The organism is Mucilaginibacter sp., from assembly GCF_035492695.1.
In the GTDB taxonomy this organism is placed as follows: domain Bacteria; phylum Bacteroidota; class Bacteroidia; order Sphingobacteriales; family Sphingobacteriaceae; genus Mucilaginibacter.
The window spans coordinates 95,740-117,698 of record NZ_DATJJC010000004.1 but is presented as its reverse complement, the minus strand read 5'-3'; the positions used below and the strand labels follow the sequence as shown (position 1 = coordinate 117,698).

Below are 21,959 nucleotides of genomic sequence, written 5' to 3'. Positions count from 1 at the left end.
TATAATACCCGGACGGAGTCCTGCTTTTATTTCGCCCCTGCGGGAAGACTTGAACGAGTTTTGGGGTCCGGATTTCAAATGCGGACTAATGGGATGGGGCTATTGACTACCTAGCGCACTATTTTCTTCACCAGGATCTGTGTCGTAGAGCTTAATTGCATTCGCAAATTCATTGATATTTTCGATATTCTCATTTGCAGCTATTTTCCGTCTTATAATATCTTTAAAATCTATAGCATCATCTCCTGATTCTACAATTATTGGAGCGAAGAAATCTCCATGGTTAATTATGAAGGCTAAACTAATATCGTCATTTGCTACTGGCGTCAATATTCGTCTTGTCACGTCTGATGCACGTTTTTCCAGTTCACCATAACTCAATAACATCTCGGAAAAGTATTTAAAACTTTCCGCAGTAATATTAGTATCTGTTAAAAATATATCTCTTATATTTTTGATTGTTGGCTTTAGAACATTTTTCTTAATACTGATGTAGTAAGCACTCCAAACGTTTTCTTTTGTAATGACGTAAGTTCCTTTTGCGATTTCTTTTAAAATTTCTTTATATGAGGTTATTGCATTATCAGGTGGCGAGTTCAATTTGCTTGCTTGTAATAGCAAAAACGTTATATTAAACAAGAAAGAGGATTCATCATGAAAAGCAGCAGTCCAATCAACAATAGGCACAGTGTTTAGGTAATTGCCTATTTCCTCGACAATAAAATTTGCTAATTTATTATTTTGTTTAATAGCATACTCGTAAAATTTTATGTCTGGCACTATGTCTTTTATATTTTGGGTATTAATTACTTTTTTTGCAGAATCTGCCCAGCCATTCAATCTATCCAAAAATTCATACGGCGTGACATCAATTAGCGTCCTAATAGCTTCAAATTTTGGTAGGATTTTTTCGATGCTGAGCCGCGATGTTCTGATCGATTTTTTTGTTAGCTTATTTAAAACGCTTTTTAATAAAGGTTTATCAAACGATTCAACTAATAATAAAAGGTCACCATAGATTATAAAATATTCAATTCTTTTGGCAATTTCATTAATCTGATTTTCATCAGTTGACTCAATCACTGTGGACGTTATGCCTAAAGTTACTGGAAACGAGTTGCCTCTGGCTAATCTCATCGCAACCAGATCAAAATATACTTCGGACATTGGAGTGGCGGCCATTAATAAACTAGTTATGGCAGAATCGTCTAATAATTTAATGAGTTTTGACTCCGATACGACAATTTTATATAAGGAATAGAGTTCTGCCATGTTTATTAGCGTTACTTGTCCGCTACTTATAATATTATCCAATTCGTGTATAACTGCAATAAAGTCATACGCATTTTTAATAAATGCCAGCTCGCTAATAACTGGTATTTCAGTTGGTAAACTCTTTTTTAAATAATCATTCAATAAGTTTTGATCTGTCGTTAATTTGTATCTTGCGTACGAATTTCGAGACACTCTTAAATAATCAATAAATATTTCAGGTGAGACTTTTTTCTCTTTGAGAAATAGTAGAATATCTATTTTTAAGTTTTGGGATGTAATAAACTTATCTACATCATCTAACGCTGTGAAATAATTTTTGCCGCTAAAATTTGGAGAATCTTGAATTTTGGTCACCAAATTTTCTAGGAACTGCTTGATCTTTGTGTTAGAAATATTTTCTAAAATTATTTTTTGCCCCTCCGAAATTTTTTGTTCGGACATTGGTGTTTTTTGATCGAGTTCACCCAGTCGATTCCATATATAATTGAATTTACTAACGATATAAGGTTTTTCTTTAGAATCTATCGTTAAGGATTTTATAGCCAATGCTGCATTTCCGGCATCGAACGATTCTTTATGTATGATTTGTTCTAGGACGTCAATGAAATACGGGTGTGCAGATAGTTTAGACAGCCTATTATGATCGTTTTCTCTCAGTGATATTAATATTTCTCTTGTTAGTGTTACTTGTCTAGCTGATTCCAATGGAACGTTATAAGTTAACGCTGCAATATTGTCAGGCAATTCTTTATCATCATTAAAGAGATTTGAGGCCCCTCCTAAAAACTCTAAACTTAAAATCTGATTTATTGGATTAAACAAAATCTTTTCTTTTGCTAACACAAATACGGCGATATAACGCATGAGTATATCCTTCCCAACAATTCGCTTTATTGATACTAATTCATTTATGAACGCTATAATATTTCTAGGAGTAATCTTCGTTTGCATCAAATCAAATGTATTTTCGGTGATTTGATATTCATCATTTTCGTCTTCAGCAAACGCTTCTTTGTATTTAAGATTGAAGAACCTTTGCCAATCTGTTAAGACCAGAGGTGCTACTCGAAATACCACAGAAAAGGTTTTATTGATAAATTGATTAATATTCTCATCCTTATCAGCCCCCAGTTTAAATGTTTCTCGGATATGTTCTCTGTCAAATGGAATAATTACAGATATTTTATCAAAGTAATGCTCGGAAAAAAAAGTATGTATTGAAGACCATAATGTTTGAACCTTATCTGCCGGTAACCTATCCATATTGTCGAACACGATAATTAACTTTTTTTCGATTAAGCTTTGCGATAAGTCATGCATCCATTTTTTAAATTCTCTCACTGATGGCTCGCTCTCTGACACAGTAACATGTGTCTTGTTCTCTAATTCTTTTTCTTTGTATAAATAAAACATTTCGGCAAGGGCTATCGGCTTACGACGAACAATGGAGAATATTATCCAGATGATAAAAGCAATTATTAATGGAATCGCGGTTATTAATAATTTAGTTATCTGACGCTGCACGGTTTCCGACATGGCTTTTGCTATTGGAGTCAGTACAGTTACTAAAATAGCAACAATAATTCCAGGGCTGAGCTTGGGAATTGTTTTCGTAACAGTTTCTCTTTTTTTTGACAACAAATTCTTTAGATTACCCTCCCAAGTCTTTTTATCTATTAAGTTGTTGCTACATAAATCTTCAGTTAATTCCTCGAGAAATGTCCTGCGTTGCAAGTCTTCTTGGTGGCCCCAAGCATCATGGATATATATGTGGTGTGTATTCTTAAGTTTATCTTGAATTATTGTAATTACATTTGACTTACCCGACCCCCAAGCACCATCAAGCCCAAGCAACCGGTTTTCAGAGTCCTTATCATTGATTAATTCGATAATACTAAAGGAAATTTTTTCCTGGGCTTTGCCCTCGAACATATCTTCACCCCGAGGTTGATCACTTATAAATTTTGGCTGCGACATATAAATTATGAGTAGGAAGTTAGGCTTTTTTATAAAGGTTTAAACAATTGTTAAAAATACGATTAATTAAATAAGATATGACCGTGAAAACACCCATTTTCAAAGGTTTAGCACAAGTAATTATACTCACGGCCCTGCGCTCACCCACCCCTGCCACCGCACGGGCAGCCGCACCCCCTCCGGGGAGGGGAATTTTTTTCGCGTTAGCCCTTACAGGGCTGGTAGTTTGCAAAAACACGCCAAATGAAAATGCAAAGCGCATTGCAGGCTGGCTGCGGGTTACGAATGACAGCCTTACAGCAACATCACATCAACAAACGGCAAGAAAAGACAACATTGTGCTAAAAGCCAGGTGCGGTTTTCCGCAAAATGAAAAACTCGGGAAACGCCATAATTCACTAAACTGTTATGATCTGGTAATTTGAGGCAACTTTAGCCAACTTAAGGCAGAAAAAGCCAAAATGGAGCTTTTGGCCCCTGGCAGGTACCGGGATATTCGGTCGGCCAAGTGCGATCTATAGACATTCGGCAATGCCGCTTATTTTATGGTTAACACTTCTCAATCCTGATTGGACTTAATATGTTGATTATCAAGTAATTAACAGACGGACCGCCTAAAAATGTGTTAACCATGTTAACCCTCTTTTGAGGTGAAAGGCGGAAAGGGAAAACGCGAAAGGTTGTTGTACCAAGGCGTACCTTTAACCTTTCACCTACCAAATCAATCCCTGTCCCTGCTCAGTTTGGTTATTACCAATGGGTTTTCGGTGAGTACGGCGGTTTCGCGGCGGTGTTTTACGATGTGGATGGCGGTAAACAGCGCCTCGCGGAACGAGTCGGCCGAGGCGAGGTTTTGGCCGGCTATGTCGTAAGCGGTGCCATGGTCGGGCGAGGTACGCACGAAGCTTAAGCCCGCCGTAAAGTTTACGCCCGATTCGAAAGCTAATTGTTTGAAAGGTATCAGGCCCTGGTCGTGGTACATGGCCAGCACGGCATCAAATTTATGGTACGATCCGTTGGCGAAAAAGCCATCGGCAGGGTAGGGCCCAAAGGCCAGTATATCGTTTGCCTTAGCCTCCTGTATAGCCGGGATGATGACGGTTTGCTCCTCGTCGCCAATCAGGCCGTTGTCGCCGGCATGCGGGTTAAGGCCCAGCACGGCTATCTTGGGTCGCCGTATCCAAAAGTCGTTACGCAGGCTGGCGTCCATCAGCTTCAGCTTGGCCAGTATTTTTTCGGTAGTTATGCTTTGGGCCACCGAGTTTAGCGGGATATGCCCGGTAACCACGCCAATGCGCAGGGTGTCGCTCACCAAAAACATCAGGGACTCGGCAGCGCCGTCGCGTTCCTGCAAATATTCGGTATGGCCGGGAAATTTAAACTCCTCGCTCTGGATGTTATCTTTATTGATGGGCGCGGTAACCAGCGCGTCTATATCGCCGCGCAGCAGGTCGTCGGCAGCGCGCTGTAACGAGATAAGGGCGTATTTGCCACCGTTTTCGGTAACCTGGCCCAGGTCTATTTTCACATCCTCGTCCCAGCAATTGATCATGTTGGCCTTGCGGTGCTGCGCCTGCGAAGCGTGATCGATCACCTGGAAATTGAAGTCGCTGATATTAATGGCCCGGCGATGGAAGGAGGCAATTTTGGTTTGCCCGTAAACTATGGGTGTACAATAATCCAGTATTTTATGGTCGGCCAGGGTTTTGATGATCACCTCGAGCCCTATGCCGTTAACATCGCCTATACTTATCCCTATTTTTAATTTCTCGCTCATAACTTTAGTCATTGGGGCATTAAGGCATTGGTCATTCGCCTGTAGCCATGCGCCACCACAAAGATGCAAATAAAGAATTTAGGTATGCAAATTCCTGATTAAAGCACAAATATGTATAATTTGCGCCTATAATTGGATCGGAAATGTCGATAGTAAGGGCGAAAAAGCATCTGGGTCAGCACTTTTTGACGGATAAAAATATTGCCGCAAAGATAGTTGGCAGTTTGCAGCTGGCCGGCGGCTATACGCAGGTGCTGGAAGTAGGGCCGGGTATGGGTATACTGTCCGACTTCCTGCTCCAGCGTACCGACCTGCAAACTTACCTGATAGATATTGACACCGAATCGTACGAGTTCCTGCAAAAGAAATATCCCCAATTAGGCGAGCGGCTGATCAATGATGACTTTTTGGAGATGGATTTCGGCAAGGTGTTTACGGGGAAGTTCGGCATTATTGGTAATTTCCCTTACAACATTTCGTCTCAGATATTATTCAAGGTGCTGGATAGCCGGCAGCAGGTGGCGGAGGTAGTGGGCATGTTCCAGAAAGAAGTGGCCGAACGGTGCAGCGCCAAACCAGGCAGTAAGGAGTATGGCATATTGAGCGTGTTTTTGCAGGCTTATTACAAGGTGGAGTATTTATTTACGGTGAAAGCGGGGGTATTTAATCCGCCGCCAAAGGTACTTTCCGCTGTGATACGTTTGACAAGAAACGAAGTGGCTGAACTGGATTGTGACGAAAAACTTTTCTGGCAGGTAGTAAAGGCCGGTTTTAACCAGCGCCGGAAGACTTTGAGGAATGCAGTTTCGTCGCTCATCAATAAAGAAAAGATGACCGGCGAGCCGATGCTTGACCTTCGGGCCGAACGGCTTAGCGTTGCAGATTTTGTTAGTTTGACGAATAAGATTGTTGAAAATAGATAATGGATAAGAATATATTAATCGTCGACGATATACACCCCATTTTTATAGAACAGGCAGAGGCTATGGGTTACCATTGTGATTACCGGCCGACCATCAAGCCGGATGAAGCTTATGCTATTATCGGGGATTACGAGGGGTTGGTGATACGTTCCAAATTTTTGGTAGATAGAAAGGTGCTTGATTTGAGTACAAAGCTGGAATTTATCTGCCGCGCAGGTGCGGGTATGGACAATATTGACGAGGCTTATGCCATTGAAAAAGGTATCATCCTGATCAACGCACCCGAAGGTAATATGGACGCAGTAGGTGAACATGCCATTGGTATGCTGCTAAGCCTGATGAATAACTTTAACCGGGCCGATGCCGAAATACGCAAGGGCGAATGGAAGCGCGAAGCTAACCGGGGTTATGAGTTAAAAGGCAAAACGGTGGGCATCATCGGCTATGGTTTTATGGGTAGCAGCTTTGCAAAAAAACTGTCTGGCTTTGGGGTGAATGTTATTGCCTATGATAAATACAAAACCGGCTTTAGCGACCAATATGCCCGCGAAGTAAGTATGGAGGAAATTGTAAAGTATTCGGATGTTTTGAGCCTGCATGTGCCGCTTACACCGGAAACAAGCGGCCTGGTGAATGACGAATACCTGTTTCACTTCAAAAAACCTATTTTCCTGTTGAATACCTCAAGGGGTAAAGTGGTGAAAACGCAGGCAGTATTAAACGCTATTAAGCAGGGGAAGGTATCAGGCGCCGGGCTGGATGTACTGGAAACCGAGAAGTTCCCGGCCCTGGGCGAACAAGCCTGGTACGAAGAATTACGGCAATCGGGCAGGGTATTACTAACCCCGCACGTAGCAGGCTGGACTTTTGATTCGTACCGCAGGATCAGCGAGGTAATGGCCGAAAAATTGAGCAAAATAAAGCGCTGAGCTGTACGGTTTTCGGAATAAAATCGCTCAAAAAATTTTGATATTCAAACTTAATTCGTTTATCTTCGTTTTACTGAAAAGCAAGACTATGCAGGCATCAGCCCACATAGTCTTGTTTGTTTTTTAAAGCAAACCCGTCCTTCCTTTAGTTAGGGGGACTGTTTTTTTTAGTATCAATTTGTAAACTAAGTAATTAATAACAGGGATCATGGCAGATGTAGCATACTACACCAGGGAAGGTTTAGATAAGTTAAGAGAAGAATTACAACAATTAAAAACTTCGGGCAGGGCGAACATAGCCAAAGCGATTGCCGAAGCGCGCGATAAGGGCGACCTTTCGGAAAATGCCGAATACGATGCCGCCAAAGAGGCCCAGGGGCATCATGAGTCAAAAATTGCCAAGATGGAAGAGTTGCTTTCGACAGCCCGCTTGCTCGACGAAAGCAAGCTGGATTCGTCAAAAGTACTGGCACTGTCAATTGTCAAAATAAAAAACGTGAAGAACGGCGCTACAATGAGTTACCAGTTGGTATCTGAAAGTGAAGCTGACCTGAAATCGGGCAAGATATCGGTAAGCTCGCCGATAGCTAAAGGCCTGTTAGGCAAAAAAGTAGGGGAGACAACGGAGATACAGGTGCCTGCCGGTAAAATGGAGTTTGAGATACTGGAGATCAGCCGGTAGTCAACTATTGATTTATTGAATTGCTGAAAGGTAATGCGATCTCTATTCAATAAATCAATAATTCAGTCATTCAATAATTAAAATATGACCATCTTCTCAAAAATAGTAGCCGGCGAAATACCCGCTTATAAGGTAGCCGAAACGATAGATTACCTGGCTTTCCTGGATATTAGTCCGCTGGCTGAAGGGCATGTGCTGGTGATACCCAAAAAGGAAGTTGATTACCTGTTCGACCTGGACGACGAACTTTATACCGGCTTGCAAATTTTTGCCAAAATAATAGCTACCGGTTTACGAAAAGCCATCCCGTGCAAAAGGATAGGCGTAGCGGTGATAGGGCTTGAAGTGCCCCATGCGCATATCCACCTGATACCGATGAACAGCGTTAGCGACCTGAACTTCTCGCGCCCTAAATTAAGCTTTACACCGGAGCAATTAGAGGCGACCGCGGCGAAGATAAAAGAAGCGCTGAGGAGTGAATGATATGGGTGTGCGTTCAGGCATTGCCGCTTAAACCTGTCCGCGTTGTCTCATTACCCCTGTTACAAAAAAACGGACGGACACCTTCGGGCTAAGGGCAATTTATTTTTTGATCTTCAATCCGCTCACCCTGTTGGTATTATCCTTCACAAAAGTTTCCCATCCCGAATAGGATTTCTTACTGCCGGCTTTTCCGGTACTCGTGCTGATCTTCTGGAACGAATGGCATACCGCCACGGCAAGGCCGTCGGTAGCGTCTAAAAATTCAGGTGTCTCGCTAAATTTCAATAGGTTTTGCAGCATGGCTGCCACCTGTTCCTTCGTTGCATTACCGTTACCTGTAATAGCCTGCTTAATTTTGCGGGGCGAATATTCTGTTATGGTCACATTCCGCGAAAGCGCGGCCGCCATGGCCACCCCTTGCGCACGCCCAAGCTTAAGCATTACCTGTATGTTTTTGCCATAAAAAGGCGCCTCGATCGCCAGGCAATCGGGGTGATAATTGTCTATCAGCGCGACGGTCTTTTCAAAAATGCGCTGCAATTTCAGCATGTGGTCGTCAAGGCTTTCCATCTTTATCACGCCCAGGCTTATCAGCTCCATTTTGGAACCAATCTCTTTCACCAGCCCGTAGCCCATTACAGCCGTTCCGGGGTCGATACCTAAAATGATACGTTCTTTTTGGATTATTTGCTGCATAAGTCTGTTAATGTCATCCTGAACTTGTTTCAGGATCCTGCAAGTAGATTACCGGTATGGTGTACTAAGCATGAGAGATGCCGAAACAAGTTCGGCATGACATTCTATTTTGAAAACAAAACTAACCTTTAAACCCCGCATTTTGCAGCATGCCCATGTATTCTTTTCTGCTGATCATACGTGCGCCCATGGATTCAAGATGTTCAGTATATACCTGGCAGTCGATCAGGGTGTATTTCCCTTTTTGGCATAAGCCTATCAAGCCAACTTTTGAAGCGTTACTTACCCTGCTGAACATGCTTTCGCCGCAGAACACCGAACCGATCTGCACGCCATATAAGCCGCCGACCAGTTCAGTATCTTCCCATACTTCAACCGAGTGGGCATGGCCTGCGTGGTGCAAATTAATGTAAGCTGCTTTCATGTCGTCAGTTATCCAAGTACCGTATTGCCCATCTCTTTCGGTAGCAGAACAAGCTTCTATTACTTCTGCGAAACTTTTATCATAAGTAACTTTGAACCGCCCAGACCGAAGCACCTGCCGCATGCTTTTTGATATTTTTAACTCCTGTGGGAACAGCACGAACCGCTCATGTGGTGAATACCAAAGAATAGGCGTATCATCGTTATACCAGGGGAATATGCCATTTTGATAAGCCAGCAACAGGCGCTCGACTGAAAGATCGCCACCTACTGCTAACAGACCATCCTCTTCTGCAAGCGACGGGTCGGGGAATATCAAACGCGCATCCAGCCTGAATATCATCAGGCAAATTTATGCCTTCTTGCGTATCACCAGTTTTTTATTCTGCGCTTTTGCAACGGCATCCAGGTATTCCTGCATTTCGGTGTATTTGGCGGCGGGTATCACCTGGTTGCTCAGCACAAATTTGGCTGTACTTATCACCTGGTTCTTATCCTTATTGTAAACATAGCTTACGTCGTAATTGCCATAAGTGAATTTGAGATTTGCATTTGCCGGCATGGTTTCCAATTCGTAGCCTGCAGGCAGGTCGATGGTAGTAGTACAGGATTTAATGCGCGGCCATTCCCAATAGAAATCTGTTTTTCTTGGCTTATCAGGTATCGGAACCGTATTTGCCCACAGTTTAAAGGCAGCAGGCCGGTAAAATTGCTTGTCACCGGTCATTACATCACAAAATTTGTCAAACTCCAAATTAAGATCGATATGTTTAACGCTGTTGGTATCCTTACCCGATTCCAGGTCAAATGCTGATGGTTGTTTAATTTGCAATTGCTCCAGCCAAAACTGTTTTTGTTCATCCAGCTTAATAGCGGCAGACCCGATATACAACAATCGGTATTCTCCTGTGCTTTGTAGTTTGATGTTCACCTTAGCGCTGCCGTCAGGCTGCAGCATAATATGTACGTTGCTGTTAAACTGGTTGTCGGCCGCATTGCTTTTTGGGGTGTTAACTAATCTGCCGCCATCCTCGGTAATTATTAGTGCATTCCGGTTCTCCGTAAAGGGGCCTAATTTCCCAAATTCCGATTTATTACTGGTACACTCCAGCCAGGTGGTGTCATTTTTGAAGGGGATACATAAAATAACATGATTGAAATTATCATAGGGGAAAGAGTAACTGGCAGGCTCTTCGTTTTCACCAGCACGTACAATCGCATAATATGAATTGATATTTACTGCCTTGAGTAAGGCATACATATAATTTGATAATGCCTTACAATCACCATATTTTTTTTCGTCTACAAATGTTGCCGCAAAGGGTTTAAGGCCACCAATACCCAATTGAATGCTGACATACCGCATATTTTGCTGCATATATTTGTATAGAAATTTAGCCTTTTCCTTGTCAGTCTTTATGGTATCGGTCATTTTTTTTATTTCAGCAATTCGTTGTGCAGTCAGCGAGCATACGTCTGAGTTTAGCACTTGCTGCCACTTGCCATAGGTGTCCCAACTACTTATGTCGCCTGGATTGCCAAAAAAATCAAATTTGGTTTGGCTGAATTTGATTGCCGGCATAACGCGCCAGGGCATGGCCTCCTCTTCCAGTTTAAAAGCTTTTAAATTTGAAACCCGCCAGGTATAAGTATCAATGTTTCCGGATGATGTTTTTTCTGGCTTCAACGTGGTATTTCTATTAAAATATCTAAACCCGGCGTCGCTGTTGATCGATATAGCATAATACTCATTTTGAATGGATTGCTCGTCTCCCTGAAGATTCCACTGCCCGAGGTCAATGAGGCTCGTTTTACTTTCCCCATATTCAATTTCTATAGTTTCCGGATAATCAGCAACCGAGTGCTTTAAGCCAAGAAAACGTTCGTCATTTACTAATGTCGATTCCATGGATACAGCGCCATCATACATATCGCCTTTACGGTATTTTTTAATCATTTTCCCGTTTTTGTCATAAACATGAACATCTATAAAACTGTAATTGTCATATTTTTTATTGTAACCGTATTGTAGCAATGCTTCATGGTCACCTTTTTCATTCAGGATAGTGATCAGGCTATGGTGGTTACGGGTTTCTTTACCCGGACCGGTTATTTTTAGTTCATCCCATGAATATCGTACCACCGAATTAGCATCCTCCTTTAATGAATCAGGAATGCCGGCGGCAGTATAAAGCTCTTTGGGGATATCTTTATCCTGGCTACGGGCAGCAAGGCTGAAGAAAAACAAGCCAGCAAAAAGCAACAGCCCCTTTATATAATTATTAAACTCCATTTTTTATGCTTTTTTTAAGATGATCTGCTCATTCAGCATCTCGTACATCTTTTTGAAAAATTCATGTATCTCTTCGTAATTCTCTTTGAACATGATCGACTTTTTAAAACTAATGGTATATCTCACCGTTATCACCCCCTCCTGTTCTACCACCAGCCTCTTGAAGCCGATACTTTGGTCGGACATATCCATCCGTGCGCTTTTGGGCAGTGCGTCGGTTTTGTACCCGGCCGGCACTTTGTAGTTGCCCGAAATTATATAGTTGTTATTATAACCAAAGTCGATATCTGTCGTTCTTTTTTCACTCATGAATGGATTAGCCCCCATCGAAATGAATAAATTCGGTTTGAAATAAATGTAGGTTTCATCCGAACCGGTCAGATCGAGATTGAAATTGATATTTTGTGTTAACGGCAGCGAATCGACATCCATGTTATCAAATTTGACGGAGGATATTTTCAAATCGTTGTTGCCTTCTTTTAAATTTTCGATAAACTTTTTTTCGCCATCGGTTTTATAGCTTTCAACATTATCTATCCTGTTATAGCTGAAATTACTTATTTGTGCCAGTCCCTCCATTTTACCATCAGGTTTTATATCGGCATTAATCAGTACCACATCGCGCACCGGGGCTGTGTTTTGGATAAATGTGATGTCGTATTTTCTATTTTCTTTATCAATGGTCAGGCCGAACGAGTTCAACAGGTTATGTGGGATCACATTATACATATTGTACTTGTTAGTGGCGTCAAGCACGTAATAGGTTGCGCTGTCGATAGGTACATAAGTGGCTGTTGTGTTAAACTGGTACCTTGTAGGGTAAGCGGGATTTACTTTGCCATTTTTACGCGTGCTCATTAATATCGGGTAAGCCTTAATGCCTGCACGCATAAGCAGGTGATATACCATCAGGTTTATCTCGGTGGAATTTCCTATCTTTTTATCCCACGCTTTTGCCGTACCATCATCTGTATATCTAAGGTACAGGTCATTCCACTTCATCGTATTTTTTACCTGGTTAAAAATGTAGGCTATCTTCTCGTCACCTGTTTTCAGGCTTTTTACATGGTTGAGTATATCCTCCTCGCCGGTTAGTTTTTTCCTGAACTGTGCGCCAAAATCATCAAAATCAGCCTCATTTTCCCCTATCTTTTGCCAGCTTTCAGAAAAATTCTGGCCGAACGATCCAGCACCAGGGGTAATGCTTAGCAACTGGGTGAGAATACATTGAAAGTTATCTTTTACCGAGCTCATGTAAGGCTCAGCATTGATCGAGGGTACATTGGCAAGTGCTATTTTGGATATCTGTCCATTGCCGTCCCTGTTGTTTACTACATAGGCCTGGGTTACTTTTACCAGGTTTTTGTAGTGAAAGGCGTCCGGGACCTTGGCTTCGATCTCACTATACCGGGTAGGTAATTCACTTTGAAAATACCAGTCGGGGAAATCACCTGCCGACTGGCTCAGGATACTGTATTTGTATTCAATAACTGAGCCCGGCTTAACATCTGGAAAGGTTAACACCATTTCAGACCTATCCCGGTCAATGCGCTTATCAAATATCTGTTTCTTATCTACTTTTACTATCTCAACATTCCCGTTATTCAGGTTAACAGTTTGCGCCTGTAGTTTTTCGATCCATTCGAAATGGCCTCCACCCCAATACGGAATGTGCACGTCAGCAGCATCTTTGCCATGATCGTTAAATATTTTTATCCGCACATGCCTTTCCAAAACAATTTCGGCGTCTGTAAAAAAAACAGTGCCCTTGTCAAATAATACTTCGGCGTTGGCATCGGTCTCAAAATCACATTTTGTCATTTCGAGATCGGCTTTGTCAATTTTTCCGAAAGGCTGGATTGTGGGGGTGGTTTGTGCATTTACTTTAAAAACAAATACACACAAAATAGCAGTAGTAAAAAATCTGTTCATATAAAATTGTGTTAAGGTTGGTAAATTGAAAATAGGGTTTATTAATGGTTTTTGAAATTAAAATCCTTCTATGTTTTTTTCAGTACTATCTGTTCGTTCAGCATTTCGTACATTTTTTTAAAGAACTCGCGCAGGTCAGGATATTCGTTCTTCAAAAATTTTGTTCGGGTAATATTGATCTCGTAATGAAGGGATACATAACCATCCTGGTTTTCAAGTGATCGTTTGAACCGGATACTTTTATCGGCCATTACAATATTTACGTTTTTGGGCAGCGATTCCACAGCGTACCCTGTCGGTAGTTTATACCGCCCAGTAATAATGTGGCTGCTTCCAAAACCAAAATCGATCGGCGACGTACGCGACTCGCTTAAAAAAGGATTATCATGTAACGGAGTAAAGATATTGGGTGTGAAGAACAGGTATTTATCCGAATTATTGAGCTCATATTGAAAATCAAAGCTTTGCTCGAATGGCAGGGTATCAACCTGCATGTTTACTAATTTGAGGTTTGTTATTTTAACATCGTTGTCCCGCCCGGTCAGGTATTCATTAAATTTCTGATCGCCCAGGGTTTTATATAATTTAAGATCTTGCGTTCTTTTGTACCCATAACTCGCTATCTGGCCGGTTCCTTTCATTTTGGCATCGGCGCTTATATCAGCAGCTATGATTATTACATCCCTTGACAAGGTCTTGTTTTCCATATAAACCATCTCATACTTATCAGCTTCTTTATTAAGGCACAACCCGAATGCGTTCAATAATTCGTAAGGTACCTGGTTATATACGTTGTATTTGTCGGTCGCATCAAGCACGTAATACCTGTTACTATCCACAGGCACATAGGCAACCAGGTTATTGATTTGAAATATGTCTACAAAATCAGGCTGGATAAGACCGTTCTCACGTGTGCTAACCAGCATAGGATAAGCTTTTATACCGCTTTTTTTCAACAAGTGATAAAGTACCGCATTTACTTCGGCCGAGTTGCCAACCCGTTTTTTCCAGGCGTTCCGGATACCATCCCTTGACGCCCAGTTCCGGAAGCCGTTCCAGCTCATGATACTTTTAACGCTATTGAATAAATAAGCAATTTTCTCATCGTCGCTATGCAATGACGATGCTTTTTTTATCAGGGTGTCCTCGCCACTGAGGTGCTGATCAAGCTCTCTATAATAGTCTTTTTCGTTCGCAAGTTTCTTGCCGGTTTTCTCCCAGGTATCGCTTAGGTCAATAGTTTTCCCGTCAAAAGTTTGCACCGAAGTGAGCAACAACGCAACACTTTGCATCCCGTCGCCTTCGGCCCGCGCGTAGGCCTCATCTTTTACTGATGGAAGGTCCTCCGCCGTCCAGATGTGCCCTCCTGTCACAAGCGTATCCAGGGCAAACGGCTGATTCCTGCGCGTAAAGGCTTTGAACTGCAATCGTGAACTGAACATGACGTTAAATTCGCTGTACCTGGTCGGGATATCCGTTTGAAAATGCCATGCGGGAAAGTTGGAGGCGATATTCCGCATCAGTGTATACTTGTACTCGATCACCGATCCGGGCTTTATACTAGGGAAGGATATAATAATGGCATCCTTGTTATTATCGGTGTGCTGGGCATAAATAAGTTTCGGGTCGAGTTTGTCTTTGACGATCTTGCCATTTTCGAGGTTTATGGTTTCCGCCTGGATGTCTATTATATTATCGACACCGTACATGTTGTCGTATTCTATCTTGACATTACCATATTCCTTGCCCTTTTCATTAAATATTTTAATGCGTTTATGTCGCTCCATGGTAAGGGCGCCCAGCGCGCTGAAGTAAACACGGGCTTTGTCAAAAAGCACCTCAGCGTTGGCGTCTTTTTCAAAGCTACAGGAAGGCAGGCGCAGATCGGCACTATCGATTATGCCAAATAGCCGTATCTGTGCATTCGCACCGATGGCGACAGCCATAAAAATTAACAGGGTATAAAACTTCCTCACGTCACAAGGTTTGGCAGCGACTAATTTAATAATAAAAAATAAATTAAAAAATTTAGCTTAATCTTAAATTCTTTGTGATAGATGAGGCAGGCGCAAATAAAAAGCCCCGTCATCAAAAGATAACGGGGCCTCATTTTGTTCATTGTACCATTAGAAGAATTTAAACCCGACGCTCAGTGCCCAAAGGTTTTGACGCTGGCCGAAATCGGGGTTGATCTTGGTTAAGCCACCTTCGTAACGCAAATCGGCTGTGATAGGACCTATATCCACACCGCCGCCGGCCTGGAAACCAAGTGTACTGTTTTTGTAATGACCAAAGTCGGCAACGGCGGCATTGGTATTATCCGAAAAGCTTTCGCTTTTATCAAGCGTATGCGTGTACACCGGGCCCGCCATTAGCCTGAAATTAAGGCTTTTTGTGCCGAATTCATGGCCGACCAATACGGGTACGCTTACATTAGTAAAATTAACTTTGGCATTGAAATTACCATCGTCGGTACTTAACTTGCCACCGGTACTGCTCAAATACACTTCGGGCTGAAAATACAGGGCGCTGCCAAAGCGGGCGAATACACCAGCCTGGTAGCCTGTGCGGGTGGATTCGTTGAAATTGTCGGTATTTATTTTAGAGAAATTAACACCGCCTTTAATACCGACGGAGATCTGCGCCTTTGCACTGATGCAAACTGCTATCAGCAATGCGGCACTTAAGAGAAACTTTTTCATAATTTTAATTTAGTTTATACGCAGGTTAGATGTAATCCTGTAACAAGGGTTTAAACAAACGTCAAGCCAAATTATTGCATCGGGCTACAGCAGAATTTTTATATTTTTGCTCAAATATTTTTTCGACCATGGCAGAGATCAGCATCAGCAACAAGGATTGGGAACGCGTAAAGATCAAATTACAAAGGAAATACAACAATCTCACCGACGAGCAGCTCCAGTATACCGAGGGCCAGGAAGACAGCCTGATCAGCAATATAATGAGCCTTGTGAACCGCGATCGTGGCTATGTGGTGTTCACCCTGAAGAAGGCTTTAGTGAATATAGATAACAACCGTTTGTAGGTTATACTATACAAATATGACGTCTTTCCCCGCTGATTCATGATCACTACTATCATCTTCGACCTCGGCGCAGTCCTTATCGACTGGAACCCGCGTTACATGTACCGCACCCTGTTTGATGATGAAGCCGAAATGGAAAGGTTTTTGGCTGAAATTACCACGCCTGACTGGAACGAAGAGCAGGACGCCGGGCGCCCGTTAGATGAAGGCACTAAGATGCTCGTTCAGCAATTCCCGGAACATGAACATCACATCCGCGCTTTTTATAGCCGGTGGGATGAAATGCTGGGTGAGGCATTTCACGATACGGTGGAAATATTCAAACAACTGAAAGAAAGCGGGAAATATAGGATATACGCACTTACTAACTGGTCGGCAGAGACATTCCCGGTAGCGTTTGAACGTTTTGATTTTCTGCGATGGTTCGATGGCATAGTAGTTTCAGGTACTGAAAAGATGCGCAAGCCTACTCCGGAATTTTACCATATCCTGCTTGACCGCTACCAGGTAAAGGCCAAAGATGCTCTTTTTATCGACGATAATTACCGCAATATTTTAGCTGCGGAAAAGATCGGAATCAATTGTATCCACTTTACCTCAGCTGGGCAGTTGGAACAGGATCTGCTTAACCTCGAACTTCTTTAAAATATCGCCTCTGCAATTTTTCTTGTCGGGCCAGGATTACTCATGGTATAAAAATGCAACACCGGCGCACCAAATTCTACCAGTTCCTTGCACTGATGGATCATCCATTCGATACCGGCATCTTTTACTTCTTTTTCCGATTTGCAGTTATGGACCAGGTCACTTAGGTCCTCCGGAATGTCGATATGGAATATTTTGGGCAAACTGATCAGTTGTTTTGATGAGGTGATCGGTTTAAGGCCCGGTATGATAGGTACATTGATGCTGTTCTCGCGGCAGAGCGCAACAAACTCTTTGTATTTATTGTTATCAAAAAACATTTGGGTAACAATAAAATCGGCTCCCATATCTACTTTTTGTTTCAGGTACCTAAAGTCTGTTTTCAGGTTGGGAGCCTCAAAATGCTTTTCGGGGTAGCCGGCAACACCTATGCAAAAATCGGCATTGGCAACTTCATGGTCCTCGTATAAATACTTGCCGTTATTCATATCCAAAACCTGCTGTAGCAGTTCCGTAGCATAACAGTGACCGCCGGGTGTTGGTATAAAACCAGAATCGGCCATGCGGGCATCACCGCGTAGTACCAGCACGTTGTCGATACCTAAAAATTGCAGGTCGATAAGTGCATTCTCGGTTTCCTCTTTTGTAAAGCCACCGCAAATCAGGTGGGGCACAGCGTCAACCTTATACCTGTTCATGATAGCCGCGCAAATAGCAACAGTCCCCGGGCGTTTGCGATAGGACACTTTTTCGAGCAAGCCATTCTCATGCTGTTTATAAATGTAATCCTCGCGGTGGTAGGTAACATCGATAAACGGCGGGTTAAAGTCCATCAGCGGGTCGATAGCATTATAAATGCTCTGGATGCTATGGCCTTTTACAGGCGGTAATAGTTCGAACGAGAAAAGCGTTTTGCCTTTGGCGGCATTAATATGCTCGGTTATTTTCATTTATGATTCGGTACAGATCAAATATATAATATCATTTTAAACTTTTTCGTTGCGATGCGCTAACAAGCAATCTGCTCGTCACTATACGACGGGTTTGCTTCGTCGTTTCTCCCCGCGATGGCATATTTTTAATAATTTAAGTTTGGGCCGAGCCAACGTTCAACGGTCTCTAAATCCATACTCTTCCGCTTCGCGTAATCCTCCACCTGGTCTTTGCTTATTTTGCCCAAACCGAAATAACGTGCCTGCGGGTGTGCGAAATAAAACCCGCTGACGGATGCAGCCGGTGTCATGGCCAGGCTTTCGGTCAGGTGCATGTGTGCATTGTCCTCTGCTTTCAGCAGATCGAACAACGTGGTCTTTTCAGTATGGTCAGGACAGGCTGGGTAACCCGGTGCGGGGCGTATACCCTGGTATTGTTCTTTGATCAGGTCCTCGTTGCTTAAGGCCTCGTCTTTGGCATAACCCCAGTATTCGCGGCGTACCAGTTCATGCATTTTTTCAGCAAATGCCTCCGCCAGGCGATCTGCCAGTGCTTTAGCCATAATGCTATTATAATCGTCGTGGTCTTTTTCGAATTGTGCTACCAACTCATCGCAGCCTATACCGGCTGTTACCGCAAAACCACCGAAATAATCGGGTACACCGCTTTCTTTTGGTGCGATAAAGTCGGATAATGCATAGTAGGGCTCTCCCTTTACTTTCTCTGCCTGCTGGCGCAGGGTATGAATGCGGGTCAGCAATTGTTTACGGCTTTCATCAGTGTATAATTCAATATCATCGCCAACGCTTGCAGCGGGCCAGAAACCGATAACACCGTTTGCCTGCAGCAATTTTTCGTTCACAATTTTCTTTAACAATTCCTGGGCATCGTCAAACAGCTTTTTGGCTTCAACGCCTACAAACTTATCGTCGAATATCTTGGGATAGCTTCCCCGTAGTTCCCAGGTATGGAAAAACGGCGTCCAGTCGATATAAGGCACCAGTTCTTCCAGCGGGTAAGCTTCAATCACTTTAGTGCCCGTGAACGTTGGCCCGGTTGGCATCGCGCCATTCAGGTTGATCTCCATCTTTGATTTCCTGGCATCGCCAATGCTCACAAAGCGTTTGTCCGAACGTTTGTTCAAATGCGCTTCGCGGGCTTTTTCGTATTCGTCTTTTACGCTTTGGATATAACCGTTGCGGGTGTCGCGGTTCATTAAATTACTGCAAACCGAGACACTTCGCGAAGCGTCAAGTACATGCACTACACCATGCTGATAGTTAGGCGCAACTTTTACCGCCGCATGTATGCGCGATGTTGTTGCGCCGCCAATGATCAGCGGTATATCAAAGCCCTCACGTTCCATTTCTTTGGCGAAGTGAACCATTTCATCCAGCGATGGCGTGATCAAACCGCTCAATCCAATAATATCCACCTGGTGTTTCCGTGCTTCTTCGATGATGCGTTGCGCAGGCACCATCACACCCAGGTCTATCACCTCGAAATTATTGCAGGCCAATACAACGCCTACTATATTTTTGCCTATATCGTGCACGTCACCTTTAACGGTGGCCATCAATACTTTGCCCGCATTCGCGCGTGAACCGGAAGAATCCTCTCCGGCATCTATCACGCGTTGTTTTTCCAGTTCGATAAATGGCAACAGGTAGGCAACGGCCTTTTTCATAACACGTGCCGATTTTACCACCTGCGGCAAAAACATCTTACCAGAGCCAAACAGGTCGCCCACCACATTCATCCCATCCATCAGTGGTCCTTCGATCACATCAAGCGGTTTAGCCGCTTTTTGTCGGGCCTCTTCCACATCATCATCTAGGTATTCAACAATGCCTTTTACCAGGGCATGCGATAAGCGTTGTTCAACCGGCTCTTTGCGCCATTCTTCATCCTTAACAACCCCTTTTCCCTTGGCTTTTACGGTTTCAGCAAATTCCACCAGGCGCTCTGTAGCATCCGGGCGACGATTCAGGAGCACATCCTCTACGTATTCTAACAGATTTTTTGGTATTTCTTCATAAACCTCCAGCATCCCGGCGTTTACGATACCCATATCCAAACCTGCTTTAATGGCGTGGTACAGAAAGGCTGAATGCATAGCCTCGCGTACGGTATTATTCCCCCTGAAAGAAAAGGAAATATTGCTGACCCCACCGCTCACCTTGGCCAGCGGCAAATTCTGTTTTATCCAGCGGGTAGCCTCAATAAAGTCTACCGCATAATTGTTGTGTTCTTCAAGCCCGGTAGCAACGGTTAATATATTGGGGTCGAATATGATGTCCTGTGGTGGAAAATGAAGTTCGTCGACCAGTATATCATAGCTTCGTTTGCATATCTCAATACGACGGGCCAATGAATCAGCCTGGCCCTGTTCGTCAAATGCCATCACCACCACCGCAGCGCCATAGCTTAATATTTTATTGGCCTGGTCTTTAAATTTTTCTTCTCCTTCCTTTAGTGATATGGAGTTGACAATCCCTTTTCCCTGTAAACATTTCAGCCCGGCTTCTATCACCGTCCATTTGGACGAATCGACCATGATGGGCAGTTTGGCAATGTCGGGCTCTGATGCTATCAGGTTCAAAAACTTAACCATCGCCGCTTCCGAATCGATCATACCCTCGTCCATATTTACGTCAATGACCTGTGCCCCGCCTTCCACCTGCTGACGGGCAACGGTTAAGGCGCCTTCATAATCCTCGGCTAAAATCAGCTTGGAAAACTTTGGCGACCCGGTAATATTGGTACGCTCACCAATATTGGCGAAGTTGGTTTCTGGCGTCAGGATAACTGCCTCCAAGCCACTAAGCCTTAGATAAGGCTCGGTTTGGGGTATTTGTCGCGGTATTCCTTTTGCAGCCTTTTCGGCAATATGCCTTATGTGATCGGGTGTGGTACCGCAGCATCCGCCGACGATATTCACCATGCCCGAACCAATAAAATCTTCTATAAAATGAGCGGTTTCGTGCGGCGTTTCATCATAACCGCCAAACTCATTCGGCAAACCTGCATTGGGATAAGCCGAAATAAAAACATCGGCTTTTGCTGATAATTCCTCCAAGTGCGGGCGCATTTCCTTAGCGCCCAAAGCACAATTCAAGCCAACGGATAACAGGTTTCCATGGCGAACCGAGTTCCAGAAAGCTTCAACGGTTTGGCCGGAAAGCGTGCGACCGGAAGCATCTGTTATAGTACCCGAGATCATGATACCGCCCGAATCCCTGAACGCCGGATAATCTTTACCTGCCGCTTTACACTCGTTTTCGTATCGTTTTATTGCGAATAATGCCGCCTTGGCATTCAGCGTATCAAAAATGGTTTCGATCAAAAGAATATCCGAGCCTCCATCAACCAAACCGCGTACCTGTTCATAATAAGCTTCGGCCAGGTCGTCAAAGCTAACAGCGCGGTAGCCCGGGTCGTTCACGTCAGGCGACATGGATGCTGTCCGGTTTGTCGGTCCTACAGCGCCCGCAACAAAACGCGGTTTCCCTGGATGGTCCTGGCTATATTCGTCCACAGCCTCGCGGGCAAGCCTTGCGCCTTCGTAGCTTAACTCGTAAGCCAGCTCCTCCATGTGATAATCGGCCAGCGATATACGCTGCGTGCTGAAGGTATTGGTTTCAATAATATCGGCTCCGGCATCCAGGTATTCTTTATGTATCGCTTTGATCACATCAGGGCGCGTGATATTCAGCAGGTCGTTATTGCCTTTCAGGTCGGAAGGGTGGTTTTTAAAACGCTCGCCACGAAAATCTTCCTCGGTCAATTGGTACCGCTGTATCATGGTACCCATTGCGCCGTCGATAACCAGTATGCGTTTTTGTAACTCTTTTCTAATATCCATTTTTTTCAGATATGAGATGTGAGAGGTGCGATGTGAGAAAAATGAAGAAGCAAATGCTAACTCAAAACTCAAATCTAATA

At 43.5% G+C, this 21,959-nt stretch carries 17 protein-coding genes; 6 read left to right on the top strand and 11 right to left on the bottom strand.

Annotated elements, in window-relative coordinates:
* Positions 1 to 99: 99 nt before the first annotated feature.
* The 3 genes from VL525_RS01600 to pdxA all read right to left on the bottom strand — a co-directional run bounded on the left by VL525_RS01600 (position 100) and on the right by pdxA (position 5,029).
* Positions 100 to 3,252: a P-loop NTPase fold protein gene (locus VL525_RS01600; protein WP_325382600.1), complete on the bottom strand. Its 3,153-nt coding sequence runs from the start codon at positions 3,250 to 3,252 to the stop codon at positions 100 to 102.
* A 19-nt stretch (positions 3,253 to 3,271) separates the two neighbouring features.
* Positions 3,272 to 3,514, bottom strand: a complete 243-nt coding sequence (locus VL525_RS01595) for a hypothetical protein (RefSeq protein ID WP_325382598.1) — start codon at positions 3,512 to 3,514, stop codon at positions 3,272 to 3,274.
* A 459-nt stretch (positions 3,515 to 3,973) separates the two neighbouring features.
* Positions 3,974 to 5,029, bottom strand: a complete 1,056-nt coding sequence (gene pdxA, locus VL525_RS01590) for a 4-hydroxythreonine-4-phosphate dehydrogenase PdxA (protein ID WP_325382596.1) — start codon at positions 5,027 to 5,029, stop codon at positions 3,974 to 3,976.
* A gap of 143 nt (positions 5,030 to 5,172) precedes the next feature.
* Here pdxA and rsmA point away from each other — a divergent pair, with 143 nt between their 5' ends.
* The 4 genes from rsmA to VL525_RS01570 all read left to right on the top strand — a co-directional run bounded on the left by rsmA (position 5,173) and on the right by VL525_RS01570 (position 8,046).
* Complete coding sequence (rsmA, locus tag VL525_RS01585) at positions 5,173 to 5,952, top strand: 16S rRNA (adenine(1518)-N(6)/adenine(1519)-N(6))-dimethyltransferase RsmA (protein WP_325382594.1); 780 nt, start codon at positions 5,173 to 5,175, stop codon at positions 5,950 to 5,952.
* Positions 5,952 to 6,881, top strand: a complete 930-nt coding sequence (locus VL525_RS01580; RefSeq protein WP_325382592.1) for a 2-hydroxyacid dehydrogenase — start codon at positions 5,952 to 5,954, stop codon at positions 6,879 to 6,881. The genes rsmA and VL525_RS01580 overlap by 1 nt, the downstream gene beginning before the upstream one ends.
* 208 nt (positions 6,882 to 7,089) lie before the next feature.
* On the top strand, positions 7,090 to 7,563 hold the full coding sequence (gene greA / locus VL525_RS01575) for a transcription elongation factor GreA (RefSeq protein ID WP_325382588.1): 474 nt from the start codon (positions 7,090 to 7,092) through the stop codon (positions 7,561 to 7,563).
* A gap of 84 nt (positions 7,564 to 7,647) precedes the next feature.
* The gene (locus VL525_RS01570; RefSeq protein WP_325382586.1) at positions 7,648 to 8,046 is read left to right on the top strand and encodes an HIT family protein; all 399 of its coding nucleotides are present in this window, start codon (positions 7,648 to 7,650) and stop codon (positions 8,044 to 8,046) included.
* Between the two features lie 99 nt (positions 8,047 to 8,145).
* On the opposite strand, the gene ruvC is transcribed toward VL525_RS01570, so the two are convergent.
* The 6 genes from ruvC to VL525_RS01540 form a co-directional block, all read right to left on the bottom strand.
* Entirely contained in the window at positions 8,146 to 8,742 is a 597-nt protein-coding gene (gene ruvC / locus VL525_RS01565; RefSeq protein WP_325382584.1) for a crossover junction endodeoxyribonuclease RuvC, read from the bottom strand.
* Positions 8,743 to 8,863: 121 nt separating this feature from the next.
* A complete protein-coding gene (gene aat, locus VL525_RS01560) occupies positions 8,864 to 9,508 on the bottom strand; it encodes a leucyl/phenylalanyl-tRNA--protein transferase (RefSeq protein WP_325382582.1) in 645 nt (214 codons plus the stop codon).
* 9 nt (positions 9,509 to 9,517) lie between these two features.
* Positions 9,518 to 11,458, bottom strand: coding sequence for a DUF3857 domain-containing protein (locus VL525_RS01555; RefSeq protein ID WP_325382580.1), 1,941 nt, complete (start codon positions 11,456 to 11,458; stop codon positions 9,518 to 9,520).
* Between the two features lie 3 nt (positions 11,459 to 11,461).
* Positions 11,462 to 13,390: a DUF3857 domain-containing protein gene (locus VL525_RS01550; protein WP_325382578.1), complete on the bottom strand. Its 1,929-nt coding sequence runs from the start codon at positions 13,388 to 13,390 to the stop codon at positions 11,462 to 11,464.
* Between the two features lie 68 nt (positions 13,391 to 13,458).
* On the bottom strand, positions 13,459 to 15,366 hold the full coding sequence (locus VL525_RS01545; protein WP_325382576.1) for a DUF3857 domain-containing protein: 1,908 nt from the start codon (positions 15,364 to 15,366) through the stop codon (positions 13,459 to 13,461).
* A gap of 150 nt (positions 15,367 to 15,516) precedes the next feature.
* Positions 15,517 to 16,092, bottom strand: coding sequence for a porin family protein (locus VL525_RS01540; protein ID WP_325382574.1), 576 nt, complete (start codon positions 16,090 to 16,092; stop codon positions 15,517 to 15,519).
* A 128-nt stretch (positions 16,093 to 16,220) separates the two neighbouring features.
* Between VL525_RS01540 and VL525_RS01535 the strand changes: the two genes are divergently transcribed.
* Positions 16,221 to 16,436, top strand: a complete 216-nt coding sequence (locus tag VL525_RS01535) for a hypothetical protein (protein ID WP_325382572.1) — start codon at positions 16,221 to 16,223, stop codon at positions 16,434 to 16,436.
* 39 nt (positions 16,437 to 16,475) lie between these two features.
* Positions 16,476 to 17,081 (top strand): HAD family phosphatase, encoded by a 606-nt coding sequence (locus VL525_RS01530; protein ID WP_325382570.1) that lies wholly within the window; start codon positions 16,476 to 16,478, stop codon positions 17,079 to 17,081.
* Here VL525_RS01530 and VL525_RS01525 read toward each other — a convergent pair.
* Positions 17,078 to 18,031 carry a methylenetetrahydrofolate reductase gene (locus VL525_RS01525; RefSeq protein WP_325382568.1) on the bottom strand — a complete coding sequence of 318 codons (954 nt, stop codon included), beginning with the start codon at positions 18,029 to 18,031 and terminating at the stop codon, positions 17,078 to 17,080. The genes VL525_RS01530 and VL525_RS01525 overlap by 4 nt on opposite strands.
* Positions 18,032 to 18,159: 128 nt before the next feature.
* Positions 18,160 to 21,879 carry a methionine synthase gene (metH, locus tag VL525_RS01520; RefSeq protein WP_325382566.1) on the bottom strand — a complete coding sequence of 1,240 codons (3,720 nt, stop codon included), beginning with the start codon at positions 21,877 to 21,879 and terminating at the stop codon, positions 18,160 to 18,162.
* Positions 21,880 to 21,959: the final 80 nt, after the last annotated feature.